This is a genomic window from Desulfatitalea alkaliphila (assembly GCF_022968795.1).
GTDB classification, from domain to species: domain Bacteria; phylum Desulfobacterota; class Desulfobacteria; order Desulfobacterales; family Desulfosarcinaceae; genus Desulfatitalea; species Desulfatitalea alkaliphila.
The window spans coordinates 169,095-194,714 of record NZ_JALJRB010000005.1 but is presented as its reverse complement, the minus strand read 5'-3'; the positions used below and the strand labels follow the sequence as shown (position 1 = coordinate 194,714).

Genomic DNA, 25,620 nt, shown 5'->3' with positions numbered 1-25,620 from the left:
TCCCCTTAGCGACGGAACAGCAGTCCGGAGACCACCACGGTGAACGGCGCCACGGTAACCAGCCCGAAACTGCCCACCAGGATGTTGAGCACCTCGGCGGCCACGAAGGGCGCGTTGAGCAGATTGGCCGGCGCCAGCCCTTTGGCCATGAAAAGCAGAAACAGGGTGATGTGGCTGCCGGTGTAGGCCAGCAGCAAGGTGGTGGTCATGGTGCCGATGACGGCCCGGCCCACCCGCATGCCCGCCCGCATGTGGGCCGGCATCCCGATGGCGGGATTACTGCGCTTGATCTCCTCCATGCTGGCGGCGATGTCCATTGCCAGGTCCATGATGGCGCCGGAGGCGGCGATGAAGACGCTGGCGATGAAGATATCGGTCAGGCGCAGTTCATAGTGACCGGCGTACATCAGCGCCTCGGCATAGGGCCGCACAGCGCCGTGCAGTTGTAATGCGTGGTTGAACAACACCGCCAGGCCGCAGGTGAGCAACACCCCCAGCATGGACCCGGCGAAGGTGGCCGCGCCGCGCCGGTTCAAGCCACCCACCGCGAAGGCGATAACCGCTGCCAGCAGCCCCACTACCGCCAGACCGGTGGCCAGGGGTGGCCAGCCGCGCAGTATCAGGGGAAAGTAGAGCTGCCACAGCACCATGGCCGCGAAGATGAACGAAAGCAGGGCCTTGAGCCCCGTCACCCCCGCCACGGCGATCAGCAGAGCCCCGAACAGGCCGATCAGAATCCCCTGCAGCCGCAAACGGTAATATCCCCGGGCAGTGCCGTGGTCGGGGCGCCCGTTCACCGCATCGTACTCCACCAGGATCGTCGCCCCCACTTCATAGAACTCATCGAACTCCAATTTGCCGGTCAATGTATTGACGATGGTCATCTGCTGCCCCTTGTGGGGGCCGTTGAGCAATTGCACCGTCAGGTGCTGGGTTTCGGTACGGATGAACAGGTGTGTCAGCACCTGGCTGTCGTCCACTGCCACGACCCGCGCCCGGGCGTGCAGGCCGCTGGGGGCCGGGGGGATTTTGGCCAGGTCGAGGAAGGCGAGGCCGATGCAGATGGCGAGGATCAGCAGGCAAAAGGCCCACTCTCGTCGGGATGGGTTCATGGCGGCTCCAAAGCAACGGCGCCGCCATAACGGCGGCGCCGTGAGTTGAAATGGCGCTGGAAAGGCGAATTACTTCTCTATGGGCAGGGCCTGGCGCACGTTCAGCACCCGGGCGATTTTCTTGGCGATGTCGGTGTTGTCGTAAAACCCGGCGAACCGCTCGGCCCCTGGGCCCTGGGCATACAGCGGCACCGGCACGCCCGTGTGGGCATAGGAGGTCCAGCCGATGCTGGCCCGTTCGTTGAGCACGTGGGTGATGGTTACGATGATCGGCTCATAATAGCCATAGAGCACGGCGTTCTTGGGGCCACTGTTCTTGTTGCGGCGGACCATGGACATGTCGTAGGCGTCCTCCAGCCGTTCCTGCTCGTATTCGTTCAGCTCATCCCACCTCAGTCCGAAAGCGTCGGCCATCAGGGCGATCATCTCGGCGCTGCCGGCGAGGTTGGCGGGGTTGGTCCAGTCGTAACCCTCGCCTTGGGCCGCTTTGTGGGCCGGCCACTGGTTCTGGCCGAAGTGAGTGAAGCTGTGCTTTTGGTCCAGCAACCGCTCGTAATAGGCGCGGTAGGCCGTGGTGGCATGGCCGATGGTCATGCCGCCGGTCTCATGGTCGCCGGTGACGATGATCAAGGTTTCCCGCGGATAGCGGCGTTGGAACGCCAAGGCCACGCCCACGGCATCGTCGAAATCGAGCATGTCGCCGATCACCGCCATGGCGTCGTTGGCATGGCAGGCCCAGTCGATCTTGCCGCCTTCCACCATCAGAAAGAAACCGTCGTTCCGGGGGTGCTTGAATTTCTTAGGATGCTTCCAGTGCTCGGGCCCCTTCGGCCCGCGACCCGGTTTCTCCTTGGCGCTGAGCACGGCGATGGCCACCTCGGTCATCTCCGCCAGGGAGAGATTCTCGGCCGGCTTGTCGATGGCGTAGGGCATGGCCTGGCTGTCTTGCAGAAAAGGATTGATGGCCAACACCATGTCGCGGGGATCGTTTTGCAGGTTCAGGATCGTTTCCCGGTCGTTGAGCACTTCGTAGCCGTTTTCGGCCAGCAGCGCCCAGATGTCGTTGCCCGTGTCGCCGTCGCGTGCCGCCCCGGTGGGGGACAGAATGCCGCCGCCGCCGAAAAATTCATAACCGCTTTCGGCCATCTGGGTGGCGATACTGTTGTACAGACCGCGATTGGTCACACTGGCGTAGTAGGCGGCCGGCGTGGCGTGGTTGAGGGGCACACTGGAGATGACGCCCACCTTTTTGCCTTGTTCCCGGGCCAGTTGGGCCACGCTTTTGAAACTGCGGGTCAGGCTGTGGTCCATGCCGATGACCGCGCTGCGGGTCTTGATGCCGCCGGCGAAGGCGGTGGCCGAGGAGGCCGAGTCGGTCATCAGGGCGAAAGCATCATAGGTGGTCTGCATGCCCTGGACAGCCATCCGGCTCATGTTCAAGCGGTTGTCGCGGCGCAGCAGATCTTCCGCAACTTCCGCCGAGCCGCCGTTGATCGTGGTCAGGTAGGCCTCGGTGGCCTGGATCTGGGCATTGGCCATGCCGTCGCCGAGGAAAAAGAACACGTACTTGGGCTGGTCGGCCGCGGCGCTCGCGGCGGAAAAGAGCAGCGCAAGGATCAACAACATAATACATGTCAGTTTTCTACCTTTTACCATTTGGAAACACTCCTTTGGTTTTGGTTGCAATGATTGCCGGGGATGGGGTTTTGCTTTCTTCAAGTTTTATGCCTGCGCCGATGGTGCCCGCGCCTAAAAACCTCCTTTCGTGTGCTGCGGCGTTGGATGAGGACGTTTATCGTGCCGGCGACCGCGATCCGGGGGGGCGTTCATCACCGCCACCGGTGCCGTCACCCTGCCAGGGCAATGTCAGGACAGTATTAGCTGTTGGTCAGGATTGTGTGAGATGAAAGATGAAGGGGATGAGGCGGGGGATAGATCAAACCTTGAATTGTGAATTCATCTGATAAGGTGTGCCCCCTATCACCTATCCCTTTCGCAAGCGGATTTTGTAGCAAACGGGAGAGTGATGATTGTGCGTTCAGATAGCAGTCCGAACCGGACCTCGTCGCTACGGGACCAGTTGTAACAGGGCTGTTTTGCTGAATAATATCCTTGGGGCGGCGACGGTCGCAAAACCGGTTTCAAGCGCCCTGCCGATGGTTGCATTAAATGCTTTGCGGGAGACGTGAAAAGGCGGTTCAACCACGAGAACATGACCGACCGGTAAGAGTATGGACCGCATCTCTTCGAAGAATCCGAGCTGGTCCGGGATTTCGTGGAGTACGTAGAACGCCAAAACAAAATCAACCCTCCCGGTCACGCCGATCCGGTCCGCTTCGCACTTGTGCAGGGTGATGCGATCCTGCTGTGGCGTTTCATCGATCTTGGCGCGCAGTTTGAGCAGCATTTCATCCTGCAAGTCACAAGCCACGACCCGACCCGCGTCGCCCACCATGTCGGCCAGGGCAACGGTAAAAAAGCCCGGGCCGCAGCCCACATCCAACGCCACCATGCCTTCATGGATGTAAGGTGCGAGGATTTTGCGCGGGTTTTGAAACCATCTGCGGATGCTGCTGTCGAGGCTGCCCGCTCTTTGGACGGGGCAGACCCCATGCTTTGGATTTTTCATTGGTGACGCTCCTTTTTCATCGTACGGCGGGACAACGGCAAGTGCCGACCATACTTCACTGAACCGGTTCTTGGTGTCTTGGCAGGGCGATTGTTCAATGGGGTGTCCTTATTCCTGGCGTGGTGCGTCGCCCGTCTGTTTGGGTGATTTTTCAGGAGGTTGGCCCTGCAAGGCGCGAAGGGCGTTCAGGGGCCGCTGTTGCAAGTTGAGTTTGCCGGGTGTTTTCTCCCAGCGGTAAACGCTGGGGGCGGTCACTCCCAGGGCGGTGGCGAATTGCGCCACGGTGAGGCCCATTTGCTTGCGCAGGCGTGCCAGGGATTTGCCGGTGGGCGTTTTCATCGGTGTTGGTTTGACCGCTTTCCGGCCCGCGCTGCGCTTGGGCGCGGCTGGCGGCGATTTTTTGGCCCTTTTGGGGGTAGCGGTGGACTGGCGGGTCTTGGACCGGGCCGGTTGGGGCGATTTTTTTGGGGTGCGGGTCGGTTTGGATTCGGCCGGCGCTTCAGTTTCCAGGTCGATACCGAAGATGTCGGCCAGGGCATCGTCGGCCAGGGTGTCGGCGGCCGTATCGGTCGTTTCGGTGGGCAGGGCGACAGGCGTGGCGATCAGTTCGCCGGCATTCACGCCCCGCAGGCAGAAGAGCAGTTCGGGCTGGTCGTCCAGTCGGTTGCCCACGCCGTAGAGCACGGCGGCCACATGTTTGCACATCACGGCCCAATCCGGGCAGCTGCATTGTAGCCGAATTTCTCCTGGCTGGGGGAAGAGGCCGGTGGTGCGGTGGGTGACCACGGCCATCACCTGGTCTGAAAAACGGCCCCGCAGCAGTTCGAGCAGGGAGCCGATCCGCCCGGCGCACTGTTGCCGAATCGCTTTCCACAATTTGGCTTTCAAAGGCTCAATGGCGATGGTCACCTCGTACAGTTCGCTGCCGCTGACCATCGCTTCGATGCGACCGGGTAGAATCTCCAAATGGCAGATTGAGCCGTTGCGCGCGTAGGTTCGGCCCCGGGGCAGGCGGTTGGCGTAATCGGAAAAGGACTCCAGGTGATCGCACCATCCCTTGCCCCAGAAGGTGCGGGCGATGGTGCGGCCGTCGATCTCCACCGGTTGGATGGTCTTGCCCTGTTTTTGCAGCTTCGTCATCCGGCGCTGGGCCTTGGCCCGTCGTTCGGCTACTGGAACGTAGCGACTCCAAAAACGCATGTGCTCTTTCCCTTTCTGAGGCTGTCGTTTACGCCGATGCCCGGCCGACATCCAGTTGCACCAGGCGGATCAATGCTTCGTCGTCCAGTTCGGTGAGATTCACTTCGCCTTCGCCGGAGAGCACTTCTTCGGCCAACCGGCGCTTGTCGTTCATCAGGGCGTCGATACGCTCCTCGATGGTGCCGCGGGTGATGAATTTGTGGACCAGCACGTTGCGCTGCTGGCCGATGCGAAAGGCCCGGTCGGTGGCCTGGTTTTCCACGGCCGGGTTCCACCAGCGGTCGAAATGGATCACGTGGGTTGCGGCGGTCAGGTTGAGGCCCGTGCCGCCGGCTTTGAGCGAGAGGATGAAAAAGGGCGGTCCGGTCTCATCCTGGAACTGTTCCACGATGCGCCGGCGACGGGCCACGTTGGTGCCGCCGTGCAAAGTCAGCCCGGCACGCCCGAAGATGACCGCCAGGTGGTCTGCCAGGGCCGGTATGATTTCGCGGAACTGGGTGAAGACCAGCACCTTCTCCTGCCGTTCGGCCAGCTCCTGGCAGATGTCGCCCAGGCGCCGGAATTTGCCGCTTTCGGCCGGGTTGTACGTCATGTCGCCGGAGAGCTGGCTGGGGTGGTTGCACACCTGCTTGAGGCGCATCAAGGTTTGCAGCACCAGCCCGCGCCGGGCCATGCCTTCGGATTCGGCCAGATGCTCCTGCAGGCCGCGCACGATCTGCTCGTAGAGCCGCACCTGGGATTTGGTCAGGTGGCAGTAGCGGGCGGTTTCGGTCTTGTCCGGTAAATCTGCGATGATTCGCCGGTCGGTCTTCAGGCGGCGCAGGATGTAGGGGGCCACCAGTTGCCGCAAGGGGGCGAAGGGGGTGTCCGGGTGGTCGTGCAGCTGCTTGATGAAGGATTTGAAAACCGTTGCCGATCCCAGCAGGCCGGGATTGAGAAAATCGAACAGGGACCATAGATCCCCGAGGCGGTTCTCCACGGGCGTGCCGGTCAGGGCGATGCGCCCACCGGCGGTGAGCTTTTTAACCGCCTTGCTTTGGCTGGTGGCCGGATTTTTGATGGCTTGCGCCTCGTCCAGGATCACCAGGCGCCACGCGCTGCGCGCCAACCACGGCTGGCGGCCCACCATGGCGTAGGTGGTGACCACCAGGTCCACGCCGGCCAAGGTCGTTTCGGGTGCCTTGGCCAAGGCGTCGAGGGTCGCCCGCTCGGTCTCCGCCGGGTGGGCGAACAGTAGTTTGAGCGACGGGGCGAAGCGGGCCGCCTCATCACGCCAGTTGCCCAGCAGCGATGCCGGCACCACCAGCAGGCAGGGCCGGCGCACTCCGTCCGCCGGCGCGGTGCGCTGCAGATGAAGCAGCAGGGCCAACAGCTGGATGGTTTTGCCCAGGCCCATGTCGTCCGCCAGGCAGGCGCCCAGGCCCAGTTCGCTCAACAGATGAAGCCAGGCGACCCCTTCGCGCTGGTAGGGCCGCAAAACCGTTTTCAACGCGGGGTCGGCCTTTCCCGCCGGGGATGATTCGGGATCGCGCAGGCGAGCCAACACCTCGCGCAGCGCCGCGCCGGCGGTCACTTCCGTCCAGGGACGATATGTTTCGGCTTGGTCGTTGCGTTTGAGATCGGCCGATGCGCCGGCCAACAGCCGCATGCCCTCGATGAAGGAGATTTCGCCGTTGCGATTGGCCCTGCGCAACCGCTCCCAGTGGGCGATGGCCTCTTGCAGTTTGGCCTGGTCCACCTCCACCCACTGTCCCTTGAACCACACCAGTCCGTCACCGCTGTTGCGCAGCGATGCGAGCTCCTCGGGGCTCAGGTGTGCGTCGCCCACCGCCACCCGGGCGTCGAAATCGAGCATGGCGCCGGCGCCCAGAACAGTCTTGGTCTGGTTGCCGATGCTCACCGAAACCCGCGGCCGGGGCCTCTTTTTCCACCAGTCGGGCAGCCGCACGGACAGACCGCTTTGTTCCAACACCGGCACGCTTTGCAGCAGGCGGTAGGCCTGTTCCGGCCGCCAGGCCATGGGCCGGAAAATCGTCCCGTCCCTGACGATATCGGCGACCCAGGCGCAGCTTTCCGCGGCCTGGTGCACCGGAGCCAGCAGCTTGATCAGCGCGGCCTGGTTGTTGCTACCCGCATATTGATCCAATGCCTTGCCCAACGGCAGATGCTTGAGTTGGCCCGCGGCACCGAAACCGGTGGCATAGGTGGCCATGAAGGCGAAGGGGCGGTCCGGATCCTTCTTGTTTTCCGCCAAGTGAAAACAGACCCGGCCCACCTGGCGCCATTTGGGCGCCCGCAGTTGGAGCAAGGCCGCCGGCCCGCCGGCCTCGGCCGTCGCTGTCATGGTCCATTGGGCCAGGGCGTGCCAGATCGCCGCCAGGCGTTCCTCGGACAGGTACTCGCCGCCGGGCATGGGCGGCGGCGCCAGGGAAAGCGCCTGCAACTCCGCGGCGGGCGGCGGCGGGATTTCAAAGTTGGTCTGTTCGTCGGGGATATGACACAACGCGGTCAGCAAGCGGTCGGCCATCTGTTGCCAGAAACGCAGGGTGGGTTGCCCATCGGTGGCGATTTTTTCCGCCGCCAGGGCGAACAACCCCTCGCGCCAGTCCTCCGCGAAAGCCTTGGCCAGCGTCGCCGCGGTTTTGGACGCCGGCGCCCCCGCCTGCTCAGGCGCGTGTAACCGCAGATTCCCGCCCGGCGTCAAGCCGATGGTCATTGTTTCCACGATTCGGTCCACTCCATGCGCATTGCCGATCGTCCGGCACATCTTGCGATCAGGGGCTTCTTCTACACCGTTGCAAGTGTGTTTTCAAGAAAGGGCTTCGACAGGTGGGGCCTAATGTCGTCTAAAGGGGACGTCTCTAATGGGGACGCTGTTGCATTGTTTCATCGTTGATATTTATAATTGCAATTTCCGCCTGATTGCAACATTGAAACAGCGTCCCTCCACACAGCGTCCCTCCCCACACGAACCTCATGGCCAACAACGGATCGTCAGGGCCGTGCGCTGTAGCGGTGGGTTGGGGTTTTCCTCTTGGGTGGCCCATCCAAACCCATTTCTGACCGTATGCTCATTCTCGCCTAATAAATCCGGCTTAATAGTTTGCTTTATGGAATCGCAAGGGAGGGCCATGGCGGCAACCATCAGATGCCCGCGGTGCGGTGCGGACGCGCTCTATGCCTACGGCAGGATCAAGAACGGCAAGCAGCGCTTCCTGTGCCTGATGTGCAACCGCCAGTTCGTTCCGGTCAAGAAGCAGTCGTCTCCGCCCATGGCGCAGCGGCCCCGCTGTCCGTTGTGTGGATCTGCGATGCACGTGTATCGCCGTCAAAGCGGCCGGATTCGGTTTCGTTGTGCTGCCTACCCTGAATGTCGCGGCTATTCCAAGATCACGGCATAGTTTGCGTGAGCCCTTAGCGAAAATGCGCCGCAAGCAGGGCGCGCAGATTGGCCCACACCACCCGCAGGCCGAGCAAAAGGGGCATCTCCGGCTGATGGGCGGGGACGGTTTTGTTGGCCCGGATCCGGTTATCGTCTTGCAGACGTGCGTCCGCCTGCCGGTGTTCGATTTGGCCGCAGGGCGCGGCGGCGGTGGTCTCTTTACGGGAAGGCGCCGCCGGCACATGCCGCATGGAGAAGACCAGCGGCTGTCGTGCGTAGGCGATCAGATCGCGTTGGAGATCGGCGGGCAGTTCCGGTCCATGGAAGAAGGCGAGCATCAGGCCGAAATTCTGCGAGACCCCGTTGAAGGTGGGGGCCGAGGCGGCGAACTGTTCGCCGGCCTGCAGGGTCGCTTCGAAGCCGTGGCCGTTGCCGGTGGTGGGTGGACGGTATTGCCGGCCGTGGTAGGTGCCGAAGGGATTGATCTTCACGGCCAGGGTGTCGCTGTCCGCTTCGTGCGCCATGCGCATGGGGGCGAAGGCGAAGTTGGCTTGCAGGCCGGTGTCCATGGCCAGGGCCAATCCGTGTCGGTCGGCGACCACGGCCGCATAGGTCGCCGTGATGTGGTTGTTGACATTGTCCAGGTCAAGGTTGCGGCGGTCATGGCGGAAGTAGTCCAGGGCGTATGCGCTGGTCACGCCCAGGTAGTTGTGCTTGAGCACCCGGGGCGGCTGCCGCGGCGTGGCGCGGGGTGCGAAACGGATCTCCGCCGGGGCTGTCTCTTCCCAGCGCAGGTCCGCCGTTCGCTCCAGGCCCGGCACACCGGGTTTGATCCGGTCCGTCGTCGCGGTGGCGGGGTAGGTCAGGCGGCCTTCCAGGAAGAGATAGGGCAGGTGCGCCGCGACGCTCAGGCGATACACCATCCGGCCATTGGAGATGGCGTCGGCGCCGGGCGCCGGCAGCGTGCCGCTGAGTGCAAGGGTGGCCGATCCGCCGTCGGCCGCCGTGTGTGTCGTTACCACCAGATCGGTGACTTCGATGCGCCGGCCGGCATAGACCAGGTGCGGCAACAGGCTACCGGCTTCCACCTGGCGCCGGCCGTCGAGGTAGATGCCTTCCGGTTCGCCTTGATGGTCCAGGCGAACGGTAAGCCGTTGGTTGGCCAACCCATGGTGGGACGCCGACACGGCTCCACGCGACAGCGCGTTGTTCGCGGGATTTGTTTTGGAACGATAAAGGCCATACACCCCATCGGCCAGTCCCCGGGCATTGTCGATATAAAAAAGGTGCCGATGAGCGCCGCAACGGTCCGGGGTGATGCCTAAAGGCACGGCCACAATGGGAACACCGTCGGTGCCCGTCAGGTGAAAGCGGCCACGCATATCGGTTGCAGCGGGCAGCGGCATGGATATAAAGCGATGGCCGCCGCTGTCGGCCGCCGGTGATGTGCCGATCACCATGAGGGTGTCCAACCGTTCCGCTCGATTATCGTCGGATGGCGCCTGGTCGTTCAATGTTTGTTGCAAGTGCGTTCTCAGGGCCTGCTCAAGGTTTTCGGAAAGACGGTCGAGGTCGGTCAGCAAGGCATCGGCCACCTCTTGCCGCTGGGCGGCGAGAAACGGGGTGGCCATGCCGAAATGGGTGGTGGACAGGGCCCGCAGGCGCAGTTGCACGGCCTGTTCGATCATGGCGCTGATTCTTGTTTTTATCGCGTCATCCGCCGACAGGGCCGTGGCGCGGCGGGCGGCGGCGCACACCCGGCGGTTGCGTTCGATGCTGGTCCAGTAGCGGGTGGCGTCGGCCTTTTCGGCCCAGGAGCTGTAGCCGTTGAAGCTGCCGTCGGCGGTGTCCTGGCCGAAATGGAAGGTGCCCACGGGCGGCCGGTCGGCAAGGTATTCGCCGACGGTGGTGAAGCGGACATATTCCAGATCGCTCACTTCCCGCACCAGGGCTTCGATGCCGCCGGTGTTGGGCAGCCAGCGCAGGCCGCGGGGCAGATCGATGCCGCCCCACAACTCCGAGTCGGCATCGTAGTTGATGAAGATCAGGGCGTCGTGGTTCAGCTCTCCCCGCAGTTGCAGGGCCCGCAGGCGGTTGACCCAACGGCGCAGGCTGACCTGGTCCACCAGATCGCCGAAATGGTAGGTGGGCACGATGGTCATCTCTTCCCCGGTGCGGGGATCGTGGTAAAGGATCGGGTTGTGGGCCTCGGCCGGGCTCAGGGGGCGCGTGAAAACCCGAAAGGCATCGAAGGGGGTGGCGCTGTAGTAGAGAGCCACCGCCTGGATGCCCATTTCGCGGTAGATGGCGAAGCTGCCCGGGGTGGTCATCATCTCCTGGGGCCGTACGATGGGGCTGTATGTGTCAAAGAGATCGGCCACGCCGCTGCGCTGCGGATTGGACACCGCCCATGCCATGGCGGTGCGCAGTTCGTCGGCGGTCATGGCCGACACCATGCCGTTGTTGTAGGACATCAGGATCACTTCATCGCCATGGTGGCGGACCCGTCGCTGGATGGCTTCGATGATGTCCGGCGCGTGGCGGGGCAGGATCTCCTCCAGGGAGAAGAGATTGTCGAAGTCCCACACCCCTTTGACCGGGACGCCCTGCGCATTGAGGCGGTCCAGGGCGTCGATGATGTGGCGGATGACCCGGATGTCCTGGCCGAAGCCCGAGGCATCGTTGGTGTCGTTGCGAAAAGAGTGGTAAAGGTTCACGTGAAAACCGAAGGCGATGTGGATGGCGTGATCGGACGACAAAGGACGCTGCAGGAAGGCATGGGCCACCGCCGCCAGGAGCAGCAGGCCGGCGGCGCCGATCAAGCAGGCCGTGCCGACACGGCGTCGTAATGTTTTGGGTCTCATCGCCATCTCTCCCGGAAGGCCGCCGGCAAGGTGTATTGCAGCGGCCTCACTTTTGCCGAACCATTCTCTAACACAAATCTAACACACACGGATGACCCCAACAACGGCATGCGGAGCTCTTTGGTCATTACCATTCCTACTGCCCGAAAAAAGGTGCGTCTTCATCAAATTCTATTGCAATCCTAATCCCGTTCTAATCTTCGTGGGGCAATTGAAGGGTCAATGCGAATAACCGCCAAAGGAGGCCATCTTATGCGCATCGACATTCATGTGCACTCGAAACACTCGAAACGCCCAAGCCAATGGATTTTGCAGAAGATGGGGTGCCCGGAGAGTTTCACCGAACCCTTGAAGCTTTACCAGACCGCCAAACGCCGGGGCATGAGCCATGTCACGATCACCGACCACAACTGCATCGACGGCGCCCTGGAAATCGCCCATTTGCCCGGCGCCTTCATCAGCGAGGAGATCACGACCTATTTTCCCGACAACGGGTGTAAAATCCACGTCCTGGCCTTGCATATCAGCGAAGCACAGCACCGTGAAATCCAGAAGGTGCGCGAGAACATCTTCGACCTGGTGGCCTATCTGCATCGGGAGCGGATCATCGCCATCGCGGCCCATCCGCTGTTCGCCGTCAACGGTTTGCTGACCATGGACCACGTGGAGCGATTGCTGCTGCTGTTTCAGCACCTGGAGCTCAACGGTGCCCGCAGTCCCCGGGAGAACGACTGTTTGCGCCAGGTGGTGGGGCGATTGACGCCGGACATCATGGTACGGCTCAGTGAGCGCCACGATTTGGCGCCCCATTATCCGGACCCGTGGCAGAAGTACTTGTGGGCCGGCTCCGATGATCACAGCGGCTTGAACATCGCGCACACCTTCACCGACATCGGCCATGCCGAAACACCTGCGGCGCTCAACGATCCAGGGACGATTCCGATCCTGCGCATCGAAAGTCGGCCGGCCACCCCCCTGACCATGGGACACAACTTTTACAGCATCGCCTATCAATTCTATCGCAGTAAATTCGACCTGGACCGGTACACCGACAAGGATGCGCTGTTGCGTTTCATGGATCGCCAGTTGCGGCCGGATGCCGACGGGCACACCGGCCTGTTTGCACGGGTCTACCTGTTTTGGCAGCATCGCAAGGAGAGGCGGGCCGAGGCACCCTTGACCGACTCGCTGCTGCACTTGCTGCGTCACGAAAGCGCGCACTTGATGCATGAGGACCCGTCGTTCTTCGCCGGAGACGATATGGCGGCGGGGGGCGATACCAAAGAGCGCAAGTGGCACGCCTTCGTCAATCGTGCATCAAAGGGTGTGATGCGCCATTTCGGCGATCACCTGCTCGATAATTTGTCCGGCGCCAATGTGTTCAATATCTTCTCCACCATCGGATCGGCCGGTGGGCTTTACACCCTGCTGGCCCCCTATTTTGTCGCTTATGCTCAATTTTCCAAGGATCGGCTCTTCAGCCGGGCATTGCAGCGGCGCTTCTGTCCGGCGCCGGATAGCACAACGGAGGACGATTTTCGTCTGGCCCACTTCACCGACACCTTTTACGAAGTCAATGGCGTGGCCCTCACCTTGCAGCAGCAGGTACAGGCGGCGCTGAAAAATCACAAATCCTATACGCTGATCACCTGCCGGGAAGACGACGAGGCATCGGAAATGCCCGGCGTCTGCAACTTCCAGCCCATCGGCACCTATTGTCTGCCGGAGTACCCAGAGCAGAAGATTTTCTACCCACCCCTGTTGGACATGCTGGCCTATTGCTACGAGAACCAAATCGATCAAATCCACACCGCCACCCCCGGCCCCCTGGGGCTGGCAGCCCTGGCAATCGCCCGCATTCTCAATTTGCCCATCAGCGGCACGTATCACACCGCCATTCCCCAGTATGCCCAAATTCTTACGGGGGACAGCACCATCGCCGAGTTGGCCTGGAAGTACGTGATCTGGTACTACGATCAGCTCGACACCATCTATGCGCCGTCGCGCAGTACAAAAGACGAGCTGGTTGCAAAAGGGATCGATCCGACAAAAATCCGCATCTACCCAAGGGGGATCGACGTCGAGCGTTTCCACCCGGCCAAGCGCAACGGGCTGTTGCACAAGCGGTTCGTGCAGGCGGACGGTGTCAAGCTGCTATACGTGGGGCGGGTTTCAAAGGAGAAGAATTTGCATCTGCTGACCCGGGTATTCCGGCAGTTGGTGACCGAAGGGCAAAAGGTGCAATTGGTGGTGGTGGGCGATGGCCCCTATCTGGAGGAGATGCGCACTGCGATGCACGGTCTGCCCTGCTGGTTCACCGGTTATCTGGAGGGCGACCGGCTGGCCGCGGTCTATGCATCCAGCGATATCTTCGTTTTTCCCAGCACCACCGACACCTTCGGCAATGTCGTGCTGGAAGCCCAGGCCTCCGGTTTGCCGGTTGTGGTCTCGGATTGCGGCGGTCCTGCCGAAAACATGATCCCCGACCGGACCGGCATCGTGTGCCGGCGCGACGACGCCGAAAGCCTGTTGGCGGCGATCCGTACCCTGGTCGTCGATGGCGACCGACGCAGGTCAATGGGGCGTGCCGCCCGCGCCGGCATGGAAAAGCGATCCTTCGAAAATGCCTTTCTGGGGATGTGGCGCATGTTTCAGGAAGAAGGCCCGATAGACGGCCTCATGCGGGCGGCGGGATAGCAGCCCTTCTCGTGTAAAAGGGGACGCCCTTTATATTTTTATATTTCTGCCCAAAAAAGGCAGAAATATAAAAATATAAAGGGCGTCCCCTTACTGGCCCCTATAAAGGGAAAAGCAATGCCCCGGATCCCAAGGGTTCCGGGGCATTGTATCTTGCGTCGGTGCTGGTGCTTTTTTAGCGCTGCAGGTTTTCGATCACGGTGGCCACGCCGAGACCGCCGCCACAGCAGGAGCTGAAGAAGCCGTAGCGGCCGCCGCGGCGGATCAGCTCACGCATGGCGAACATGCAGACGCGGGCGCCGGAGGCGCCGTTGGGGTGGCCGAAGGCGATGGCGCCGCCGTTGGGGTTCCACTTGTCCATGTCCACTTTTTCGCCGGTCAGGTTTTCCACCTCTTTGATCACGGCCAGGTTCTGCACGGCGAAGGCTTCGTTGCACTCCATGACGTCGCACTGGGAGAGCTTGATGCCGGCGCGCTTGAGGGCGATGGGCAGGGCGTAGGCCGGGCCGATGCCCATGATTTTGGGATCCACGCCGTAGTCGGCGCCGCTGAGCCATTTGGCCATGGGGGTGTAGCCCAGTTCCTTGGCCTTTTCGGCGGTCATCATCAGCACCATGGCGCCGCCGTCGTTGCGCCCGGAGGCGTTGCCGGCGGTGACGGTGCCGTCCTTGGTGAAGGCGGGGGGCAGCTTGGCCAGCCCTTGCAGTGTTGTGTCGGCACGCGGGTGCTCATCCACCTTGAACACCACTTCGGGGGTCTTGCGGGTGGCCGGGAAGGTGACAGGAACGATTTCATCGTCGAAGTAACCGTTTTCCATGGCGTGCTTGGCCCGCATCTGGCTGTTGTAGGCGAATTCGTCCGATGCCTCGCGGGGAATGTTGTACATCTTCTGCAGGTTTTCGGCGGTCAGGCCCATGCCGATGGCTTCCTCGTCCTTCGGGGAGAGGGTCAGGCGCAGGGGCATGGGGGGGATCAACTTGTAAGGCGGGTTGGACATGGAGAACTTGGCCGGGATCTGGCTGTAGGCCTCGGAGCCGCCGGCAATGATGACATCGGCCTGGCCGCAGAGGATTTTCCAGGCGGCGTGGTTGATGGAGTCGATGGCCGAGCCGCACTGCATCTCCACGTAGGAGGCGGAAGTTTCGTAGGGCAGGCCGGCGTCCAGCAGTGCCCAGCGGGCCGGGTTGACGGCCACGGAGCAGTGGGCGGCGATACCCATGAAGACACTATCCACTTTGCCCTTTTCCAGAATCTTGGTCTTTTCCAACAACCCCTTGATAGCGATGCTGGCCAGCTTGGTGGCGGGGATGTCGCGCAGGGTACCGCCCATGCGGCCGAATGCGGTTCTTACGGCATCAACAAATACGACTTCTCTTTCCGACATGTTTTTCTCTCCTTGGTTGAATGGATGATAAAAAGAATCCCGCAAAAAATTGGGACGGGATTTCCGGATTCACACGCGCCATCAGGAGGATGAACCTTTCAATTTGGCTTCCTCTTCGGCGCGCAGTACTTTGCGCAGCACCTTGCCGACCGCCGATTTGGGTATGGTGTCGCGGAACTCCACCATCTTGGGCCGTTTGTAGGGTGCCAGTTTGTCCTTGCAAAAATCGATGATCTCTTCTTCGGTGGCGCTCTGGCCCGGCTTGAGGGTCACGAACACCTTGATGGTTTCGCCCCGGTATTCGTCGGGCACGCCGACGGCCACGGCCTCGGCCACCTTGGGGTGGCGGAACAATACTTCGTCGATCTCCCGCGGATAAATGTTGTAGCCGCCGGCGATGATCATGTCCTTGGTGCGGTCCACGATGAAGATGTAACCGTCCTCGTCCTGCACGGCCACGTCGCCGGTGTAGAGCCAGCCGTCCTTGAGCTGATTGGCGGTCTCTTCGGGGTTGTTCCAGTAGCCCTGCATCACCTGGGGGCCCTTGACCAGCAGCTCGCCCCGCTCGCCCGGCGCAACCTCGGTCACACCGTCGTTGGGGTCCACCAGCTTGATGTCGGTGTCGCAGATGGGAATGCCGATGCTGCCCGGTTTCTTGAGCCCAAGGTTGGGGTTGGCCGTGCCGGTGGAGGTGGTTTCGCTCATGCCCCATCCTTCGCTGAAGGCCACGCCCAGGTCCTTGGCGCGTTCGATCAGGCCCACGGGGCAAGGGGCGCCGCCGCTGTTGAGCAGACCGAATTTCTTGCCCAATTCCATGGACTCGGCCTTGGGGTGGTTGAGAATGGCATTGATCATGGTGGGCACGGCGGGAAAAAACTGGATGCGCTCGATGCCGGCCAGCAGCCCCATGATCTCCTCGATGTCGAAGCGCGGCACCAGGTACTGGGTGGCACAGTTGAGCATGCCCCAGTTGAGCACGATGATGTCGCCGTAGACATGGAAAAAGGGCAGTATGGCCAGCACGCTGCGTTTTTCCGGCGGGGTCATGTTGTTCAGGTACGATCCCCAGAGGCTGGCCTGCAAGGTGGCGGCGATGATGTTGCCGTGGGTCAGCACGGCCCCCTTGGGTACGCCGGTGGTGCCGCCGGTGAATTGGATCAGGGCCGGGTCTGCCGGCAGCACGTTGATTTTCTGGGGAATGGTGCGGGTGCTGCTGTCCAGTAGGGCGGAAAAATGGTGCCACCCTTCGGCCAGTTGCAAGTCGGCGGCGGTGCTCACCCCGAACCCGTCGATGTAGTCGGTGACCCGGGTGACGATGACATGGGGGATTTCCACCGCGGCGCACAATGCCTGAATGTTGGGTAGCACCAGGTCGAAGGTGAACAGGGTGTTGATGCCCGTGTTGCCGGCGATGGCCGTCAGCTCCTCGGCGGTGTACATGGGATTGAGGTTGACGACGATGGCGCCCAGGGACATGGCGGCATAATAGGCGATCACATACTGGGGGCTGTTGGGCAAATGGACGGCGACCCGGTCGCCCTTTTTCACACCCAGCCCGGCCAGGGCGTTGGCCATGCGCATTGTCTGTTGGCGCACCTGCCAGAAGGTCAGCTCGGTGCCGTACAGGTTCAGGGCCGCCTTGTCGGGCATGGTGTTGGCCGCGATGTTGAGCAATTCATGGGCCGGAATGCGGGGATATCGAACGGTGGGCGGAACGCTGAAATCGTAGTGGTCGTGCCAGATCCGTGTTTCCATTTGCGCCTCCTGATCTTTCAGTCAATCTGCATCCATTGCCGAATCGTACCCGTTCCCGGACCCGCTGGGCGCCGGAACGCGCACGTGAACGCCAAAATCATCCTGTTGCCATAATCCATTGCATGCACGATCATCGGCTGTCCTCCTCCCAGCCCGCGCGCACGCCGTTGCACCGATTGTCCCAGCCTGTCGCATAACCCGTCATTTGGCGCTGACCGTAGCACTCCCCGTTGATTCCCTCGGCCGGATTCTCCGGCGTGAAGGCCGCCATACCATGGACCAGCAGGTCCCGCCGGCCGGCCCCGTCGAGGACATGGGGCGTGGGCCCGCAGCGTCCGACAGAGTTCGGGGCGACAAGGCAGGCATTCAGTTTTGTGTTGTCCAACGGCTTTTGCATGGCAAATCGGGGATGTTGCAGATCGATGTTCGGTCCGGTGCCTTTGCGGTGTTCGGCTGACGGTTCCGGGTGATGGTGCACATCCGTTTCAATTATACATTTCGGCCTTGTGTCGGGGCCTGCATATGCGCGTGCATGCCGGACCGCAGGGGCCCGGGCATGCATACGCGGTCGTTGTTGGATCAATTTCCATTTGGTGGCCGGGTGGCGCATACGGCCGGGATGTTCCGCTTTATAGTCAAGTCCCGGAATTGTTGCAATACCCTTTCGTGGTTTCCATTGCTCATTGATCGATCATGGAAAGCGGGATCAAGGAGGTTCCCCGCACCTTGGCCGTGCGGGTCATCAGTTTGCGCCCGCTGGACGGCGGTTTGAGCTGCTGCTCCGCGGGCTTGAGTTCCAGGCGGATGGCTTCGACCGGGCAGGTGGTGACGCACAAGCCGCAGCCGATGCAGCGGTCCCGGTCGATCACGGCGGCCGGCTGGTCGTTCATGGTGATGGCCGCGATCTGGCAGCGGTCCATGCAGGTTTCGCAGCCGGTGCAAAGGTCGGCGTCCACCACGGCATAATAGTCGTTGTGCACCGCCTCGGCCGGCTTGGGCAATTTGGAAAGGGAACGCAGCACCCCGCAACAGTCGCCGCAGCAGTTGCACATGCCGCCGGGGTTGACCATGTTGGCCGGCTGGTTGACCAGGCCGGCCTTTTCGCAGACATCCAGCACGGCCAGGGCCTCTTCCTGGCTGATGAAACGACCCATCTTGTTTTCCACGTAATATTCGGCATGGGAGCCGAAGGAGAGACACACCTCCAGGGGTTTGTCGCACCCCTTGTCCAGCAGTCCCTGCTGCACCCGGCAGATGCAGTCAGCCAGAGCGATTTTGTCCTTCTTCATGATGATCTCCCGGGCCTGGGCGTAGGGTGCCACCGGGTGGGAAACGGGGATGCTTTGCCGGATGGGGATGGTGCGCAGGGGCAGGATGTTCTTGCCCGGCGTAAAATCGAGCAAGCCCTCCTCCAGGTATTGTTCCACCATTTCGGCCAGCTCGCGATCCATGTTCTTGAGCTGAAACTCGTAGGAACCGATGACGAAAGCCACGGCGCCGTAACGTACCTCATCGGGCCGCCGTTGCCGGAACAAAAGGCCCTTGGCGGCCATGGTTTCCAGCATCTGCGCCATGACGGCGGGGTCGGCGCCGGTGCGTGTCGCCACCTCCTCCGGGGTTTCCAGCATCATGGTCATGTCCAGATAGAGGGCCGCCTCTTCCTCGGTGAAGAGGCGCTGCAGGATTTTGAGTTCGATCCCCGAGGCGGTGGCGGGATAGCCCACCGAGTATTGGTCCAGCTGTTCGCGCAGGCGTGTGTAGACGGGCGAGGTCATGAGGGGTGCGCTCCTATTTGACTTTTACGGTCTGGGGCAAACGGCGGCCCAGGATGTCGACGGTTTCGGCGACCATCTCTTCCAGCACCTGGCGGGCGGGTTTGATCTCTTTGATGATGCCGGAAATCTGTCCGGCCAGGCCGCCGACGTACTCGTCCTTGTTAGCAGCGATGAAACCGTCCAACAGGGCCGATGAGATCATCACCTGGGTGGGGAAGGGCAGGGGCGCCAGGCCCGACTCGGCCCACAGGTCGTGAAACTTGTTGTAGCTGGCGCGCAGCGTTTTGCCGGTGTAGGCGGTGCTGACGCGGGTGTCCTCGTCGGTGGAGGAGAGGATGCGCTGCTTGTTGACCGGCAGGGCGCCGCCCTCATCCGTGGCCAGGAACCGGGTGCCGATCCAGACGCCGGTGCACCCCATGGCCAGGGCGGCGGCGATACCGCGGCCGTCGCCGATGCCGCCGGCGGCCAGTAGGGGCACGGGCGCGGCGGCGTCCATGGCGGCGGGCAGCAATGCCATCGTGCCGATGCGGCCGGTGTGCCCGCCGCCTTCGTGGCCCTGGGCCACCAGCAAGTCGATGCCCGCCTCGGCCAAACGTTTGGCGTTTTTGGCGTTGCCGGTGATGGCCAGCACCTTCATGCCGTTGGCGTGGGCCTCGGGCACCATGAAACCGGGATTGCCCAGACCGGCGCAGAACAGGGGCACCTTCTCTTCGATGCACACCTGCACCGATTCCTTGGGCCGCATGGTGGTGGTGTTCATGCGCACCATGATCTGCGTATCGGGCAGGCCCATTTCCGTCTTGATCTTATTGACCCAATCCTTGTGGGGTTTGGGAATGGTCTCCAGGATGGCCTGCAGAGGCAGCTTTTCCACCTGCTTGCTGCCCATGCCGCCGTCCAGGTCCAGTTTTTTGGGCAGCAGCAGATCCACGCCGAAGGGCTTGTCGGTCTGTTTCTTGATTTCGCGGATTGCCTCGCGCAGCTCTTCCACCGTATAACCGCTGCCGCCCAGCACGCCGAGGCCGCCGGCTTCGGAAACCGCCACCACCAGTTCCACCGGCGCGCCGGTTTTCTCGCCGATCAGGGTCGGTCCCATACCGGCGCTGAGAATGGGATACTCGATATTGAGCATGTCACACAAAGGGGTTCGCAAAACGGGTCGGGCCATGGCTTTTCTCCTTATTCGTCCTGTTCAATGTCCATCGCGAAGCGGCCGCGGGCCGCCCTTCGGCACTTCGTTTGCAATAGGTCCGGCTGTAATAGGTCCGGCGCAGCCGGCTTACACTTTCATGCCCGGCAAATTGAGGGAAGCGGTGTTGCCGCCGTCCACGGGCAGGGCCTGGCCGGTGATGTAGCTCGCTTCGTCGCCGGCCAGGAACAGGATGGCCGCGGCCACCTCCTCCGGTCGGCCATAGCGCCGCAGCTCGCAGCGGCTGCCCAACTTTTCCTCCTTGCCCTTGGAGCGGGCGTAATCGAACACCGGCTTGGTCATGCCGGTTTCGATCAGACCGGGGCAGACGGCGTTGACGCGCACATTGTAGCCGCCCAGGTCGCAGGCGGCGGTCATGGTGAAGTTGATCAAGGCCGCCTTGCTGGCGCTGTAGGCGTTGCCGCCGGCGCCGGAGCGGATGCCGGCCACCGAGGCGGTGTTGACGATGGCGCCGCTGCGCCTTTCTTTCATGTGGGGGGCGGCGTGCTTGATGGTGTAAACCGCTCCCAGCACATTGACGCTGTAGACCCGCAGCCAGTCCTCGCCTTCCCACTCTTCGGGGCCGACGTATTGACCGGTGATGCCGGCGTTGTTGCAGACGATGTCGATTTGGCCATAGCTTTCCAGGGCCAAGGCGATCAGGGCCTTGACCTCCTGCTCATCGGCCACGTTGGTGATGCGGGTGACGCCTTGGGCGCCGTTGTCCTTGACCATGGCCAAGGTTTCGGCCAGGGCCGGCGCCTGCATGTCGGCCAGGACCAGGTTGGCGCCCTCGCGGGCGAAGAGGATGGCGGCGGCGCGGCCGATGCCGCTGGCGGCGCCGGTGATGATGGCGGTTTTGGCCTTCAGGCGGCCGGTGCTGTTCTGGGACATTCGGGCTCCAAGAAATAGTGGCCAAGGGCATCTGCGGACGGCCGTCAAGCCTTCCGGCGCTCTTGGCATGGTGGTACGGCTGAATCGGCGGCAGCGGCGTCCGCCGCTCTGCCCTTTCGGGGTGCTTTTTCGCGGTCGAACGCCGATTTCGCCGGGGATATCGTGTCGATTTTATTTTTGCTTCTTGCTGAATACCTCGCGGTCCCCTTCGCTCATGCCGGCGATGTGGCGCACCAGCTTTTTACGGGACTCGATATCGTACTGGGTGGTGATGGCGATCTGTTCCATGACCGGCGATCCGCCGCCGTGGTAGTTGCCCACGCAGTTGATGCCGCCGGTGGCCGAGCAGAGGCTGTCGCCCAGGTAGCGCCAGAATTGGGCCTGGTCCTCCACCGGCATGTTGGGGTTGCGCTGGGTGTACTTGAGTAGCAGGTCCCGGGTTTCCGGATTGGCGAAATCCTTTTCGTGGGGAAAAGTGGCCACCACGCCGCCGGCGATGTCGCACAGAATTTCCGCTTCGCGGTAGACCGCTTCGCCGGTAAGACAGCGGCCCACGTTGCAATAGATGGAGTTGGGAATGTAGGAGCCGGGGCCGTAAGGCATGAAGCCGACGCCCGGGATGTACACCTCGGGTTTGCCCAGGTCGGAGGCGGTATAGCCGGCCGCATAGCCCAGCTCGGTGGTCATGATGATTTCGGCCAGTTTTTCCCGGATGTGGGAAGCTTTTTGCACATTGTTCACCTCGGCGGCCAGGGCGGCGCTGCCCAGGATGATGTCGCCGATGGCCGGCTTGCAGCCCGAATAGGAGTGGCGGTGGAACAGGGCGAACAGCAGGGCCAGCACGCCGCCGTGCTGATGTTCGCCGGCCAGAAAGACCCGCTCCCAGGGGATGAAGCAATTTTCGAAAATCATGTAGGAGTCGGTGGCCCCGGGCACGAAGCCCCGTTTGTAATGCTCGCGCGGGCGCAGGTTGTGAATGGTGACCACCTGTTTGAGGCCGTCCCAGTCGCCCGGCACGGCGAAGGCCACGGCGTAATCCTTGTCCTCGGGCCGCAGGGCGCGGGTGGGTACCACCAGCACTTCATCGGCCACCGAGGCCTCGGAGATGTGGAGCTTGGCCCCTTCCACCACGATGCCGTCCTTGAGCCGCTCCTTGATGTAGACATAGGCGCCCGGATTGGGCTGATCGGCGGGCCGCAGCATGCGATCGCCTTTGACGTCGGTCTGGGCCGCGCAGCCGATCAGGTCCTCGCTCTGGAAGCGGGTCAGCCACTTCTTGAAGTTTTCATGATACTCGGTGGCGCCGTTGTTCATCTTGTCCGCCTCGTAGGAGACGTTGTAGATGGCGTTGGTGGCGTCGATGCCCATGCAGCGCTGGATGCAGCCGCCCACCTTCTGGCACAGCATGCGGGTCATGTCCTGCTTTTTGTGCAGGTCGTCGGTGTTCTGGTGAATGTGGTTGAAGCGGTTGATGCGTTCGCCGGTCAGATGGGAGATGGCGGTGCACAGCTCCTGGTTTTCCGGCTTGGCCGCTTCGTCGTAGGTGGTGCCGATGGTGTTGATGCAATCCATCTGGCGTTGGTCGACGCGATCGATCCGCTCGCCGTTGAAATAGATGTTGCGCTTCATCTTGGCCAGGCCGTCGATGTAGTCCTGCTTGCTCCTCATGGCGCCTCCTTGTCCGGCCGTGGCCGGCAAACTGGGTGTTTGTGGGCGGGATCGGTGTCATCACTCGCCGCGCGGGGTCCGACGACCTGCGATCCAGCCGGGCCATTCACCATTATAATGGTAGGGTGAATCCCGGAATATTACCAGGGGTCCAAATGCGTGTCAATTAATAAAATCGAGCGTTCGTTCTATTTTTTGGCCAGAAAGGCGGTCAGCAGATCCAGCACGAATTGGGCGTATTGGTCCACCGTGATGTTGCGTTTGGCGAACTTGGAGTGCTTGAGGTACCAGTCCTGCAGCATGGCCTGGATGGTACTGGCCGTTAATTGGGGGTTCTGGGCGCGGAACACCCCCTCTTTGTGCCCTTGCTGGATGATGCTTTCGAACACCCGTTCCAGGTTCAGGTCGCCGGCCACCGCCTTTTCCCGTTCGATCTTGTTCAGGTTCTTGGCCTCCATGAAGGAAAAATAGTACCACGGCTGCATGGCTTCGCTCAGATAGAGGTGGGTGAAAATGGCTGCCTTGAGCTTTTCCGGTGCCGTGCCGGCCGCATTGACCCGTTCCCTGAGAATGCGTTCGGAAATGGAGCGCCGCTGGTGCTGCAGGATCTCCAGCAGCTCGTCCTTGCTGGAAAAGTAGGAGTACAGGGCCCCCATGCTCAGGCCGCTTTCGCGGCTCAGGTCGCGCATGCTCATGGCCTTGAACCCCTTGCGATTGCTGATTTTCAAGACCGCGCTGAAGATTTTTTCCAGATTCTTGGCAACGGTCTTCTCTTTTTTCACCCGCATGGTTTCGCGGTTTTCCGCGATGGTTTCCTGGAATATATCCTTTTTGGAGATGGTCACCAGTTTGCTGAACTCCGCGTAGGTCATGGGCACATCCGCTTTCCGCTGTCGGTTGGTTTTCGCCATGCGCGCAACGATGGCGTTGTTGAGATCCGCCAACACCATATCGTCAAGTGGGATAAAATTAAAGACCGATCTGGTCGGACGGCGCCGGCGATGGTCCATTCAACTCCCCTTTGTATGCGCTTTGACGCCCGTTCCGCGCGGCGGTTTGCGGGAACGGCCAGACGTTGTACGGCCGGATGCTCACACCAGATGGCAGGCCACGTGGTGGCCGGGCGCCACTTCGCGCCATTGGGGGGTTTGCCGGCTGCAGACGGCTTCGCGCAGGCGGCAGCGGGGGTGAAAGCGGCAGCCCGGGGGAGGGGCCAAGGGACTGGGGATCTCCCCTTCCAGAGCGATGGCGGTGCGTTGCCGCTCCACCTCCGGATCGGGAATGGGGATGGCCGAGAGCAGGGCTTGGGTGTAGGGATGCAGCGGTCGGGCGTAGAGCTCCTCTTTGGCGGCCAGCTCCACGATGATGCCCAGGTACATCACGGCCACCCGGTGGCTGATGTGTTTGACCACCGACAGATCGTGGGAGATGAAGAGATAAGAGAGGTTGAACTGGTCGCGCAGCGCTTCGATGAGATGGATCATCTGGGCTTGTATGGAGACATCCAGGGCCGACACCGGCTCGTCGCACACCACCAGCTCGGGTCGGACCGCCAGGGCGCGGGCGATGCCGATGCGCTGGCGCTGGCCGCCGCTGAACTCGTGGGGATAACGGTGGATGTCGCTGGGATTGAGCCCCACCCGTTGGACCATTTCGATCACCTGTTCGCGGCGCTCCTTGCGGTTGCCATGGGTGCGGTGCACCTTCATGGGCTCTTCGATGATCCGCAGGACGGTCATGCGGGGATTGAGGGAGGCGTAAGGGTCCTGGAAAATCATCTGCATCTGCCGTCGCATGCGCCGCAGCGCTTCGCCCTGCAAGTCGCACAAGTTTTCTTCCTTGAACAGCACCTGGCCGCTGGTGGGTTTGTAGAGTTGCAGCACGCCCTTGGCGGTGCTTGATTTGCCGCATCCGCTTTCGCCCACCAGACCCAGGGTTTCGCCGGTCAGCAGGTCGAAGCTGACCCCGTCGACGGCCTTGAGCACCGCCTTGCGGCCGCTTTTCAGTAGGCCGCCGCCAAAGGTGAAATGAATGTTCATGTCCCGCACTTGCAGGATCTTATCCGTGTTGATGTGCATCGGCGGCCTTCCAGCAGGATACCAGATGTTCGGGAGCGAAGGGCTCCAATGAGGGGGCCTGCGCCACACATTGTTCCTCGGCCAGGGGACATCGCGGGGCGAAGGCGCAACCTTGGATGGTCTCCCGGAGCAGGTCGGGGGGCGCGCCGCTGATCGAGTAGAGGCGCCGGCCGGCGGGCTGGTCCACCCGCGGGATGGATCGCAACAGCCCCTGGGTATACGGGTGACGGGGGTCTTTGAAAAGCAGCGGGGTGGGCGCCTTTTCCACGATGCGGCCGGCGTACATCACCATGATGCGGTCGGTGGTGCCGGCCACGGCCCCCAGGTTGTGGGTGATCAGCACGCTGGCGGTGCCCAGGTCCCGCGTCAGGTCCCGGATGAGCCGCAGGATCTGGTCCTGGATGGTGACGTCCAGGGCGGTGGTGGGCTCGTCGGCCAGCAGGATGGAGGGGTTGCAGGACAAGGCCATGGCGATCATGACCCGTTGTCGGATGCCGCCGCTGAGCTGGTGGGGATAGGATTTGAGGCGCATTTCCGGCGCGGAGATGCCCACCTTGTCCAGCAGCTCGATGCAGCGGTCGTCCAGCGACCTGCCGCTCAGCCCCAGGTGCAGCTGGATGCCTTCCCGCATTTGGCGTCCGATGGTCAGGACGGGATTGAGAGAACTCATAGGGTCCTGGAACACCATGGAGATCCGGTTGCCTCGGATGCGGCGCATCTGTCTTTTGGAGGCATCCAGCAGGTCCATGCCGCTGAAGCGCATTTTCACGGCGTCGATCTTGCCCGGAGGCGTGGGAATCAGGCGCATCACCGAAAGAAAGGTGACCGACTTGCCGCAGCCGCTCTCGCCCACCACCCCCAGTGATTCGCCGGGAAACAGATCGAAGCTCACATTGCGCACGGCGATCAGGGCGCCGTCGCGCAGGGTGAAGCGCACGATCAGCCCATGGACTTCGAGGATCGGTTTGGCCTGTTGTTGGTTTTGCATCGGTG

The 25,620-nt window shown here is 62.1% G+C and carries 18 protein-coding genes; 2 read left to right on the top strand and 16 right to left on the bottom strand.

Going from position 1 to position 25,620, the window contains the following annotated elements; all coding sequences use genetic code 11:
• Positions 1 to 5: 5 nt before the first annotated feature.
• The 5 genes from MRX98_RS06735 to MRX98_RS06715 form a co-directional block, all read right to left on the bottom strand.
• Positions 6 to 1,112, bottom strand: coding sequence for a YibE/F family protein (locus MRX98_RS06735; RefSeq protein WP_246904182.1), 1,107 nt, complete (start codon positions 1,110 to 1,112; stop codon positions 6 to 8).
• A 69-nt stretch (positions 1,113 to 1,181) separates the two neighbouring features.
• Positions 1,182 to 2,768: an alkaline phosphatase gene (locus tag MRX98_RS06730; protein WP_246904181.1), complete on the bottom strand. Its 1,587-nt coding sequence runs from the start codon at positions 2,766 to 2,768 to the stop codon at positions 1,182 to 1,184.
• Positions 2,769 to 3,180: 412 nt separating this feature from the next.
• Entirely contained in the window at positions 3,181 to 3,741 is a 561-nt protein-coding gene (locus MRX98_RS06725) for a class I SAM-dependent methyltransferase (RefSeq protein ID WP_246904179.1), read from the bottom strand.
• Positions 3,742 to 3,849: 108 nt separating this feature from the next.
• On the bottom strand, positions 3,850 to 4,941 hold the full coding sequence (locus tag MRX98_RS06720; RefSeq protein ID WP_246904177.1) for a helix-turn-helix domain-containing protein: 1,092 nt from the start codon (positions 4,939 to 4,941) through the stop codon (positions 3,850 to 3,852).
• Positions 4,942 to 4,969: 28 nt separating this feature from the next.
• Positions 4,970 to 7,657, bottom strand: coding sequence for a DEAD/DEAH box helicase (locus MRX98_RS06715; RefSeq protein ID WP_246904314.1), 2,688 nt, complete (start codon positions 7,655 to 7,657; stop codon positions 4,970 to 4,972).
• Between the two features lie 415 nt (positions 7,658 to 8,072).
• On the opposite strand from MRX98_RS06715, the gene MRX98_RS06710 reads away from it, so the two are divergent.
• Complete coding sequence (locus MRX98_RS06710; protein ID WP_246904175.1) at positions 8,073 to 8,342, top strand: IS1/IS1595 family N-terminal zinc-binding domain-containing protein; 270 nt, start codon at positions 8,073 to 8,075, stop codon at positions 8,340 to 8,342.
• 13 nt (positions 8,343 to 8,355) lie between these two features.
• Here the strand turns inward: MRX98_RS06710 and MRX98_RS06705 are convergent, their stop codons facing one another.
• Positions 8,356 to 11,187 (bottom strand): polysaccharide deacetylase family protein, encoded by a 2,832-nt coding sequence (locus tag MRX98_RS06705; RefSeq protein WP_246904173.1) that lies wholly within the window; start codon positions 11,185 to 11,187, stop codon positions 8,356 to 8,358.
• A 252-nt stretch (positions 11,188 to 11,439) separates the two neighbouring features.
• On the opposite strand from MRX98_RS06705, the gene MRX98_RS06700 reads away from it, so the two are divergent.
• The gene (locus MRX98_RS06700; RefSeq protein ID WP_246904171.1) at positions 11,440 to 13,884 is read left to right on the top strand and encodes a glycosyltransferase; all 2,445 of its coding nucleotides are present in this window, start codon (positions 11,440 to 11,442) and stop codon (positions 13,882 to 13,884) included.
• Positions 13,885 to 14,059: 175 nt separating this feature from the next.
• Here the strand turns inward: MRX98_RS06700 and MRX98_RS06695 are convergent, their stop codons facing one another.
• From MRX98_RS06695 to MRX98_RS06650, 10 genes are all read right to left on the bottom strand, one after another.
• Entirely contained in the window at positions 14,060 to 15,268 is a 1,209-nt protein-coding gene (locus MRX98_RS06695) for a thiolase family protein (protein WP_246904169.1), read from the bottom strand.
• Positions 15,269 to 15,349: 81 nt separating this feature from the next.
• On the bottom strand, positions 15,350 to 17,023 hold the full coding sequence (locus tag MRX98_RS06690; RefSeq protein ID WP_246904167.1) for a long-chain-fatty-acid--CoA ligase: 1,674 nt from the start codon (positions 17,021 to 17,023) through the stop codon (positions 15,350 to 15,352).
• A gap of 130 nt (positions 17,024 to 17,153) precedes the next feature.
• Positions 17,154 to 17,501 (bottom strand): hypothetical protein, encoded by a 348-nt coding sequence (locus MRX98_RS06685; protein WP_246904165.1) that lies wholly within the window; start codon positions 17,499 to 17,501, stop codon positions 17,154 to 17,156.
• A gap of 202 nt (positions 17,502 to 17,703) precedes the next feature.
• Positions 17,704 to 18,798 carry a 4Fe-4S binding protein gene (locus tag MRX98_RS06680; protein ID WP_246904163.1) on the bottom strand — a complete coding sequence of 365 codons (1,095 nt, stop codon included), beginning with the start codon at positions 18,796 to 18,798 and terminating at the stop codon, positions 17,704 to 17,706.
• A gap of 13 nt (positions 18,799 to 18,811) precedes the next feature.
• The gene (locus tag MRX98_RS06675) at positions 18,812 to 19,966 is read right to left on the bottom strand and encodes an NAD(P)H-dependent flavin oxidoreductase (protein WP_246904161.1); all 1,155 of its coding nucleotides are present in this window, start codon (positions 19,964 to 19,966) and stop codon (positions 18,812 to 18,814) included.
• Between the two features lie 111 nt (positions 19,967 to 20,077).
• Positions 20,078 to 20,881 carry an SDR family NAD(P)-dependent oxidoreductase gene (locus tag MRX98_RS06670; protein ID WP_246904159.1) on the bottom strand — a complete coding sequence of 268 codons (804 nt, stop codon included), beginning with the start codon at positions 20,879 to 20,881 and terminating at the stop codon, positions 20,078 to 20,080.
• Positions 20,882 to 21,052: 171 nt separating this feature from the next.
• Positions 21,053 to 22,549, bottom strand: coding sequence for a 4-hydroxyphenylacetate 3-hydroxylase family protein (locus tag MRX98_RS06665; protein WP_246904157.1), 1,497 nt, complete (start codon positions 22,547 to 22,549; stop codon positions 21,053 to 21,055).
• A 188-nt stretch (positions 22,550 to 22,737) separates the two neighbouring features.
• Positions 22,738 to 23,559 carry a TetR/AcrR family transcriptional regulator gene (locus tag MRX98_RS06660; RefSeq protein WP_246904155.1) on the bottom strand — a complete coding sequence of 274 codons (822 nt, stop codon included), beginning with the start codon at positions 23,557 to 23,559 and terminating at the stop codon, positions 22,738 to 22,740.
• 81 nt (positions 23,560 to 23,640) lie between these two features.
• Positions 23,641 to 24,627, bottom strand: coding sequence for an ABC transporter ATP-binding protein (locus MRX98_RS06655; protein ID WP_246904153.1), 987 nt, complete (start codon positions 24,625 to 24,627; stop codon positions 23,641 to 23,643).
• A complete protein-coding gene (locus MRX98_RS06650; protein ID WP_246904151.1) occupies positions 24,608 to 25,615 on the bottom strand; it encodes an ABC transporter ATP-binding protein in 1,008 nt (335 codons plus the stop codon). Before MRX98_RS06650 ends, MRX98_RS06655 begins: the two co-directional genes overlap by 20 nt.
• Positions 25,616 to 25,620 lie beyond the last annotated feature (5 nt).

Coding starts and splice junctions, on each gene's coding strand:
- MRX98_RS06720 (WP_246904177.1), bottom strand. CDS start 4,941: ATGCGTTTTTGGAGTCGCTACGTTCCAGTAGCCGAACGACGGGCCAAG.
- MRX98_RS06715 (WP_246904314.1), bottom strand. CDS start 7,657: ATGACCATCGGCTTGACGCCGGGCGGGAATCTGCGGTTACACGCGCCT.
- MRX98_RS06690 (WP_246904167.1), bottom strand. CDS start 17,023: ATGGAAACACGGATCTGGCACGACCACTACGATTTCAGCGTTCCGCCC.
- MRX98_RS06670 (WP_246904159.1), bottom strand. CDS start 20,881: ATGTCCCAGAACAGCACCGGCCGCCTGAAGGCCAAAACCGCCATCATC.
- MRX98_RS06735 (WP_246904182.1), bottom strand. CDS start 1,112: ATGAACCCATCCCGACGAGAGTGGGCCTTTTGCCTGCTGATCCTCGCC.
- MRX98_RS06705 (WP_246904173.1), bottom strand. CDS start 11,187: ATGAGACCCAAAACATTACGACGCCGTGTCGGCACGGCCTGCTTGATC.
- MRX98_RS06730 (WP_246904181.1), bottom strand. CDS start 2,768: ATGGTAAAAGGTAGAAAACTGACATGTATTATGTTGTTGATCCTTGCG.
- MRX98_RS06695 (WP_246904169.1), bottom strand. CDS start 15,268: ATGTCGGAAAGAGAAGTCGTATTTGTTGATGCCGTAAGAACCGCATTC.
- MRX98_RS06710 (WP_246904175.1), top strand. CDS start 8,073: ATGGCGGCAACCATCAGATGCCCGCGGTGCGGTGCGGACGCGCTCTAT.
- MRX98_RS06660 (WP_246904155.1), bottom strand. CDS start 23,559: ATGGACCATCGCCGGCGCCGTCCGACCAGATCGGTCTTTAATTTTATC.
- MRX98_RS06700 (WP_246904171.1), top strand. CDS start 11,440: ATGCGCATCGACATTCATGTGCACTCGAAACACTCGAAACGCCCAAGC.
- MRX98_RS06665 (WP_246904157.1), bottom strand. CDS start 22,549: ATGAGGAGCAAGCAGGACTACATCGACGGCCTGGCCAAGATGAAGCGC.
- MRX98_RS06675 (WP_246904161.1), bottom strand. CDS start 19,966: ATGGCCCGACCCGTTTTGCGAACCCCTTTGTGTGACATGCTCAATATC.
- MRX98_RS06650 (WP_246904151.1), bottom strand. CDS start 25,615: ATGCAAAACCAACAACAGGCCAAACCGATCCTCGAAGTCCATGGGCTG.
- MRX98_RS06680 (WP_246904163.1), bottom strand. CDS start 18,798: ATGACCTCGCCCGTCTACACACGCCTGCGCGAACAGCTGGACCAATAC.
- MRX98_RS06655 (WP_246904153.1), bottom strand. CDS start 24,627: ATGCACATCAACACGGATAAGATCCTGCAAGTGCGGGACATGAACATT.
- MRX98_RS06725 (WP_246904179.1), bottom strand. CDS start 3,741: ATGAAAAATCCAAAGCATGGGGTCTGCCCCGTCCAAAGAGCGGGCAGC.